This is a genomic window from Photorhabdus tasmaniensis (genome assembly GCF_011189505.1).
In the GTDB taxonomy this organism is placed as follows: Bacteria; Pseudomonadota; Gammaproteobacteria; order Enterobacterales; family Enterobacteriaceae; genus Photorhabdus; species Photorhabdus tasmaniensis.
In genome coordinates, this window is the sequence record NZ_PUJU01000090.1 from 1 (window position 1) to 7,789 (window position 7,789).

General features: G+C 43.5%; 6 protein-coding genes and 1 pseudogene. All 7 read right to left on the reverse strand.

Annotation, left to right across the window (positions count from 1 at the left end; all coding sequences use genetic code 11):
* Window positions 1–1,175, reverse strand: a pseudogene (locus C5471_RS22240) (ImcF-related family protein); the annotation flags it as partial.
* Window positions 1,172–2,299 carry a hypothetical protein gene (locus C5471_RS22245; RefSeq protein ID WP_133815460.1) on the reverse strand — a complete coding sequence of 376 codons (1,128 nt, stop codon included), beginning with the start codon at window positions 2,297–2,299 and terminating at the stop codon, window positions 1,172–1,174. The pseudogene C5471_RS22240 and the gene C5471_RS22245, both read right to left, overlap by 4 nt.
* A gap of 214 nt (window positions 2,300–2,513) precedes the next feature.
* On the reverse strand, window positions 2,514–2,738 hold the full coding sequence (locus C5471_RS22250) for a hypothetical protein (protein WP_133815462.1): 225 nt from the start codon (window positions 2,736–2,738) through the stop codon (window positions 2,514–2,516).
* 603 nt (window positions 2,739–3,341) lie between these two features.
* Window positions 3,342–4,451 carry a T6SS immunity protein Tli4 family protein gene (locus tag C5471_RS22255; RefSeq protein WP_133815464.1) on the reverse strand — a complete coding sequence of 370 codons (1,110 nt, stop codon included), beginning with the start codon at window positions 4,449–4,451 and terminating at the stop codon, window positions 3,342–3,344.
* A gap of 114 nt (window positions 4,452–4,565) precedes the next feature.
* Complete coding sequence (locus C5471_RS22260) at window positions 4,566–5,675, reverse strand: T6SS immunity protein Tli4 family protein (RefSeq protein WP_133815465.1); 1,110 nt, start codon at window positions 5,673–5,675, stop codon at window positions 4,566–4,568.
* A complete protein-coding gene (locus tag C5471_RS22265) occupies window positions 5,668–7,305 on the reverse strand; it encodes an esterase/lipase family protein (protein WP_242688826.1) in 1,638 nt (545 codons plus the stop codon). The genes C5471_RS22260 and C5471_RS22265 overlap by 8 nt, the downstream gene beginning before the upstream one ends.
* The coding region (locus tag C5471_RS22270; protein ID WP_166296454.1) for a DUF2345 domain-containing protein at window positions 7,306–7,789 on the reverse strand (484 nt) is incomplete at its 5' end.

A 7,789-nucleotide genomic window follows, 5' to 3' on the forward strand; every position in this document is an offset into this window, starting at 1 on the left:
TTCAGGTCGGTCACTGCCGCCTGCACGACCTTTATCTGGTCCCGGTTGGTGAAAAGGGAGAGCACACTGCCAGCCCCCCACAATAACGCCAGTACCATCAGGCCACGACAGACATTGCGCTTCTGGATCCACCCGAACCGTCGGCCGTGCCAGTGCAGACTGTCAGTCAACACCCCCTGCCAGGCAAAATCGGGTAGCCAGTTTTGCGGTCCCGCGTCCCGGTTCGGCTCCAGCGGCAAACTGAACATCAACCCGCGCAGCAACACCCTCTCACTGTACTCCGCCAACCACGGTGTCAACACCTTACGCCAGTGGGCAATCCCCTGTTTCTCCAGGGTGGATGACAGACGATAAAGGAAATCATGGGCGTTCTCTGCCAGGACTTGCTGCATCCCCTGCTTGCGCATCGGGTCAATCAACTGTTGCAGTTGGGTCTCCACCATCTCGAGTGTACAGCGTTCAGGTAAAAAGCACCCCACCGCCTGCGTCACCCGCCCTGCCTGTGACCAGAGACTGTGACACACCTGCCACAAATAGATGGGAGCCTGCCAGTGCAATTGTTGGGCCTGTTTCTGCAACATCCGCAGGGCTTTATCCATCCAGACCGGCTGGGTGCTTTGTTGTTCGGTCAGGGCCCAGACGATGCCGTTGAGCGGACGGAAACGGCGCAAGCGACGCAGGGCTGCCAGTTGCGCGGCATCGGGTTCAGTTTGTAAACTGCCGCCCCACAGCAGGAGCGTACGATGGCCTTCCAGCCAGTGTTGGGTCGTCAGCCCCGGCGCGATAGCTTCCACCTGCTCAGGTTCGCCCACCAACAACAAGATACGGACTTTATACCCCCAAAACATCCCGTAACGACGATGCAGGCGATCGCCTAAATCATTGCGTATCAAAGTAGACTGACTGAGGAAAGCTTTTGCCCCTTCATTTTCAGGTCTGAGTTTTTGTTGTGTTTTATTCTGCCGGATATACCACCAGCCAGCATTTCCGAATAAGCCGATTAATATGGCCGGGAAAATCGTGGCACAGACATACCACGCTGGTTTAAGCAGGTCATTTTCCGCCAGCAATGCTTGATTAAAATAAATCAGCAGAAAACATGCTCCGGCACAGCTAAGGGTAATAAAAACATATCCCCAATAGCCATAATGGTAATCACCATTATTCACTTTCATTGGTGTAATTCCTTAGTCATTAAATAGAGGATGGCATTACCCTCAGGTAACTGATTGATAACGATATGGTCGCTATTTGTCAGGCCAATTGCCTCAGTCAGCATGGCTGATGCCAAAAACACGGATAGCGGCCCTGGCGGCCCAAACGTGTGATCGATTAAATGGATCGGATTTTCTGGGGAGAAACTGAGTGAATGCTCATAACTGAGAATCGCTAGCTCAGTCAGCACATTATTGGGGACACCCGTTACCCAAAGGTGTCGCATACGCGTTTTATCAATACGGTTATACTCAAACAATATAGGCAGATCTTTTGTTATTTCCCCCGGTAACGAAGGTAAAGGCCGCCCCATACCGGCAAAGACATTGAGTTTTTTCTGGGTGGCAAATTCCGTCGATGAAAGTAACTGAGCAGACACAAATTCGCTGTATGCTTTTTTATCACTGCCAGGTGGCCAGCGTTGGCATGCAAGAACCATTATCAACCCTTCGAAAGCCGCCTCTTTGTATAATTTATCGATCTCATCCCTGTTTTCTGCCTGAATGGGGAGCAAATCCCACTGTTGGTATACCGAAGATTGATAGGAAAGCCAGTCGTCGGAAGAAGCAGAAGCAACATAAATCCGGTGTAAAAAATCCCGATAATTCGGACACTGTTTCTCAAGCTCACGATCAATTTCATCCAATAATTGCCGGTTATTTTTCGACGAACAAAACAGCGCCCGTCCTCTATGAGGAACGACAGGAATATCTTTCGAATCACCTAACAGCGATGCCATACCTTGCTGTTCAGGCGTCAGGATCAGGTTGCCGACCACAGCCAGTTGCTTTCTGCTCCATTGCTGCCACTGGAAACGGGTTTCAACACTGGCCTCTTCCCAAGCGTACGCTGCCGCACAATATTGCTCATAGCGGTTCAGCGCTGCGCCGAATAACATCAGCCATACCAGGAAGGACGGTAAGCTGCTATAAATCGCAGCGTGAACAAAATCGGTCGTGTCTTTTAGAAATGCATAAACGAGTGTACCAGCAACCAATATTAACAACAGAATGATAAACCATAACCGATAACGCAAAGGCGCTACTGCTTTGAGTTCAGGTATTTCAGGAATAGGCCAGCTCATAATAATGACCTCATATTTTCATGAAGAATGGAACTTGAAACAGGGCAATATCCATTGTGCATCACAATGGAATAAATACCCGGATTAATTGCATTACCCAAACAAATAACATCAAATATCATGATATCCTCTCTATTATCATCATAATAACCCCGTAATAAACAGTTGATGTCTGGAGATAATGTTTTATCTCCAGACATTCCGCCATTAATTCTCACCCTTGCACCCATCCAATGAAAATAAAAATAAGAAAACCACTCACCAATACTGCAATAGGAGTTAATAACAGTGCAAATATATATTTTTTCTGCTTAATGAATTTAATCACCCAATAAATGAAAAATGCATCAAAAATCACAGTAATAGGCCAAGCATAATATAGAGCAAAAACAAAACAAAATAATATTTTACCCCAAAATCCAAATTCAAATTCAAACATACTATTCCGCTCATAAGTTAATTATTTTTAGAAAAATCCTGCTTCTCACCAAGACAAGAGAGTAGCCAAGATAGCCAACAAAGTAAGTAATCTATTGTTGTTCAATTTTCACCGTCTGAACTATATTCACGACTGAACCTAAAATACGTATTTATTCCCATCATTTTACCCATATAAACTTGACCATATCATTATAAAAATAACAGAGCCACTCATTAACAACGCAACAAAAATCCAGAGTAGTGCACGCGTGTATTTCTTTTGCTTAATGCATTTAATTATCCGACAAATAACCAACACATCAAGAACCATAATTACCGGCCAAATGTAATATAACAAGAAAACAGAAGCGAATAAGGCCGCATCCCAATAGTCAAGTCGAATCATATTGCCCCCCCATTAGTGGGTTATTTTTAAAATTCCCGACCTCTCACAAAGAGAGAAGCCACAACAGCTAATAAAACCAATAATCTCTTTTTATATTCAATTTTCACCGTCTGAATAACGCTGAAAATTGAATATAAAAATGATTTGATTTTTATTATATTGTCCTGATTTTTCACCCTTACATCCCTATTAAGGGAGTCAATTTAACCCGTATTTTTATCGCGTTCCGAAAGCGCCCGGTCTTTTGCGAAAGGTCTTTGTTACCGCATCCCAAAATGCCACCAGTTCATTTTCACTGTACGGTGTTGGCGACTCTCGGTCATTCTTCAACTCAATATTAACAAAGGGGTTTTTATAATCGCCTAACGTTTCATTGGCAATTAAATTAAACATATATTGGGGGAGCTTTATTTCAGGCTCCGATAACATCCCTTCCGAACCTGACGCTAAAATTTCCTCCGTATGAGTACCGTTAATTTCACGCTTCCCTTTCCTTATGGTCTTGACACGCATGGCTAATAACGTGCCTTCCATTCCCACAAGACGATCCAACATATTGTCTTTCTCTTTAAGATCATTCAGTATTTCAATACTGAAATTGAAATGATCACTCTCATTTCCCTTATAGACAAAGCTTATATTTTCCATCTCATAACGACTGCCGATAATAAATCCATCAGGGATACAAGTTCCTGCCACTGTGGGGATTTCTGTCTCCTTTCTGCCGATGATCCTGGACAATAACTCCTTCATTTCCACCATAGTTCTAACTGTGGTATTCAATTCACTTTCACGAACCTGTGCTTTGATAAAGTCTTCCCTATCATCAGCATATTTAGCATCAGACAGATCCAACATTTCCATTACAATTTTAAATGCGACACCATTATTATATAAATGCGCCTCCAGTACTCTCCCAAAACCAGGTTCATCAATATTTTCATTTCTATCGAAAATCACACCTTTTAGATTTCCTTCAAGGCGATAGATTTTTTTCAAAAAGGGCATATCCTTCGGATCGACAGTTTTAGTCATCTTTAATTCCTGCTCCCTTAATTGTATCCGCTGTTCAAATGCAGGCAAATATAAACGCTTGGTTTCTATTTTAGCATCACCAATCACTATCCCCTTATGGAGGATATTGCCAAATACCTCGGGGATATCAATCAGATAACGCCCCACACAACGGGTTTGCATATTCGCTAACAGTTCGGTCGTCATTTGCTTTTCCTTCTCAGTTAAAATAGGGTGATGATAAGAGGTAGGGAAATACCACCACAGAATATAGGCAACCAACAAAATAAATAAGGCATTCTTCTTATTCAATTTTTACCTCCTGAACCCTCTTGATAACTGAAAATTACGCGCGGGTATTCTTTCTATTTTTCACCCTATTTTTACCCTTATATCTCTATAAGGGAGTCAATTTAACCCGTATTTTTATCGCGTTCCGAAAGCGCCCGGTCTTTTGCGAAAGGTCTTCGTTACCGCATCCCAAAATGCCACCAGTTCATTTTCACTGTACGGTGTTGGCGACTCTCGATCATTCTTCAACTCAATATTAACAAAGGGGTTTTTATAATCGCCTAATGTTTCATTGGCAATTAAATTAAACATATATTGGGGGAGCTTTATTTCAGGCTCTGATAACATTCCTTCCGAACCTGACGCTAAAATTTCCTCCGTATGAGTACCGTTAATTTCACGCTTCCCTTTCCTTATGGTCCTGACACGCATGGCTAATAACGTGCCTTCCATTCCCACAAGACGATCCAACATATTGTCTTTCTCTTTAAGATAATTCAATATCTCAACACTGAAATTAAAGTGGTCACTTTCATTTCCCTGATAGACAAAGGTTATTCTTTCTTTCTCATTACGACTGCCAGTAATAAATCCGTCAGGGATACAAGTTCCTGCTACTGTGGGGATTTCTGTCTCCTTTCTGCCGCTGATCCTGGCAATCAGACTATTCATTTTATACAAAGTTTGATGCAATTTATTATATTCCTGTTCAGAAAATCCACCCTCGATATAATCCTCTCTGTCTGCTTTATACTTATCATCTGACAGCTCAATAAATTTCATTGTTATGATAAAAGCAACACCATTATCATACAAATGTGCTTCTAATACCCGGTCATAACCAGGAGAAGACGTATCTTGATTCCTATCGAAAATCACACCTTTCAAATTTCCTTCAAGGCGATAGACCTTTTTTAAAAAAGGCATATTTTTGGGATCAACATATTGAGTCGTCTTTAATTCCTGCTCTCTTAGTTGTATACGCTGTTCAAAGGCAGGCAAATATAAACGCTTGGTTTCTATTTTAGCATCACCAATCACTATCCCCTTATGGAGGATATTGCCAAATGCCTCGGGGATATCAATCAGATAACGCCCCACACAACGGGTTTGCATATTCGCTAACAGTTCGGTCGTCATTTGCTTTTCCTTCTCAGTTAAAATAGGGTGATGATAAGAGGTAGGGAAATACCACCACAGAATATAGGCAACCAACAAAATAAATAAAGCATTCTTCTTATTCAATTTTTACCCCCTGAACCATCTTCACAATTGCACGCAAGGTAAATAACCGGGCTTTACTATCTTTAGTTTCATTATCCTCTTTATACGCCCCTTCATGATCCACCTCTGTCGCCAGCAGACTACGTAAATGTCTGGCTTCAATACGACCAGACTGTACCGGCACTGTTCCATCCCCTTTCTCATTTGGTGATGCCAGTACAAAATATTTTTCTTTATAATCCCATGAGGAAGGCCCAACAAAAAAACGCGCCGTACGTGTTGCACCAGTTTCCTGATTAGCCGGATCATATAGCGGCTGATTAAATGTCATGCCGGAATAATCCTCCTGCTTTTCTAAAAGATTATCATAGCTATAACTAGAATAATGACGATGCCCCTTTAACCAGGAGATAATTCCATACGATAGATGTTTCTCACTGGCACCATAAAAGGCATAGGTATTAGGGTGATAATTGCCAGTTAATTCTTCAATAAATGGCTTAACTGTACCTTTTATTAATTTCCAATAATTATCCCAACTTTCCTTATCTTTCCATTTATCCTTTTTATCCGGATTTAAAAACCGGGTTTCACATAATCCCCACCAGCGATCCTTTTCCAGATAGATTTCCTCATAAGGGTCTGACTCCGGTAGTTTATGCGTGATTTTACCATCGGCGATATGTAACCAGCCTTTACCATACGCCTTTCCCGGCAACAGTTGTAGAGGTCCGGGCGACTGGGCCATCACGGCCGTCATCTCTGCCCCATTACTGCCGACAACCAGCCCGGTCATACCATCTTCACCGGTTTTCATCCTCTTATAAGTTGTCGGGGCACCGGTATTCGGCATCACGCCGTGCACAATGCCTAAAATTTTATCCCGGCCATTCAGTTTTTCTGAATAATGGCGGGCAACCAGCCCGCCCATTGAGTGAGTGACTAAAATAACCTGCTTAGTTGCACAACGTTTACCATAGAAGGCCAAAACCTCATCAACATATTTCGCCAACCTTTTCGCAGAATCCACATTGGATTGCAGCCAGTTATAGCCCATCACATGCACCGGGTATATAAAGCGATAACTGTGTTCAACCTCTTCCTGGGTCAGCGGCTCTTCACCTAACTCAGCACTCAGATCCATACCGACCATTTGCTGCCGGAGCGTTTTCCTTCCCTGACCTTCCATATAATATTCAAATACCTGACGCTCATCATCCAGCACATCCTGGAGCCAGGGCAAAAAATCCCCATAACTCATATGTGCCACTTCCCCCCATCCCCGTTGCTGGCAACTGGGGAATTTATTCTTTTTGGTGTGGTCAGACGTAATATCCCCGGAGCCATCAACCACGGTGTTACCGGGATCTAATGTATCTTTTCTGTAAGAAGCCCCTTTTAACGCCCAAAGTAAAACCTCTGGGCTATACATCGCATTTAACCGCCAGACTGACTTATTCTCTGTCGATTTTAAGTTACTCCCCATTACCCCCGGCAGAAAAATCACCGGGATCACTTTAGTCGCATATTTCAGACAGGTCGCCACCAGGTTTTCTTCAATTCTGGCATTGGGCACGTTGTAATACGGAAAGCCGTATTCATCATATTCAGGATGAATATAAATTTCATTTTCAGTGGACTCGCTCATCATTTACTCCTCATCTTTTATTTTCAATTGGCTTATTTCCACACCCGCCTGCTTTTGCAGAGGGCTTTTGCCATCCTGAGCGGTGGATAATGAACGATTTCCCGCATCATCTGACTGTAGCAATATATTCTGATTGGCTAACGGCGTAGTGTCACTGGCACTCGCGGCCTTCGGTATCACGGCATAATTAGCCGTCTGCCATTGCTGTACAGACTGACTGACACTTTGCCCCCCGAATTTTTGCCACACCGCTGCCCGCTGGATAATGTTATTGGGTGCCCCACTTTCCACCTGCCCGTTGCCAATACGGATATATCCCCCGCCACAGGCCAGCAAAATCTCCTCTTTGGCACTGATGAGCACTTTGCCTTCATGACTGCTCACCGTGATGTCTTTCAATGCCGCCAATCCCATCGCATCACCCTGCGCCTGAATATCTACCCGACCTCGGCTGGCAAACAGTTTGATCCCCAGCTTTTCGGCAAAC

Coding starts and splice junctions, on each gene's coding strand:
- C5471_RS22265 (WP_242688826.1), bottom strand. CDS start 7,305: ATGATGAGCGAGTCCACTGAAAATGAAATTTATATTCATCCTGAATAT.
- C5471_RS22250 (WP_133815462.1), bottom strand. CDS start 2,738: ATGTTTGAATTTGAATTTGGATTTTGGGGTAAAATATTATTTTGTTTT.
- C5471_RS22245 (WP_133815460.1), bottom strand. CDS start 2,299: ATGAGCTGGCCTATTCCTGAAATACCTGAACTCAAAGCAGTAGCGCCT.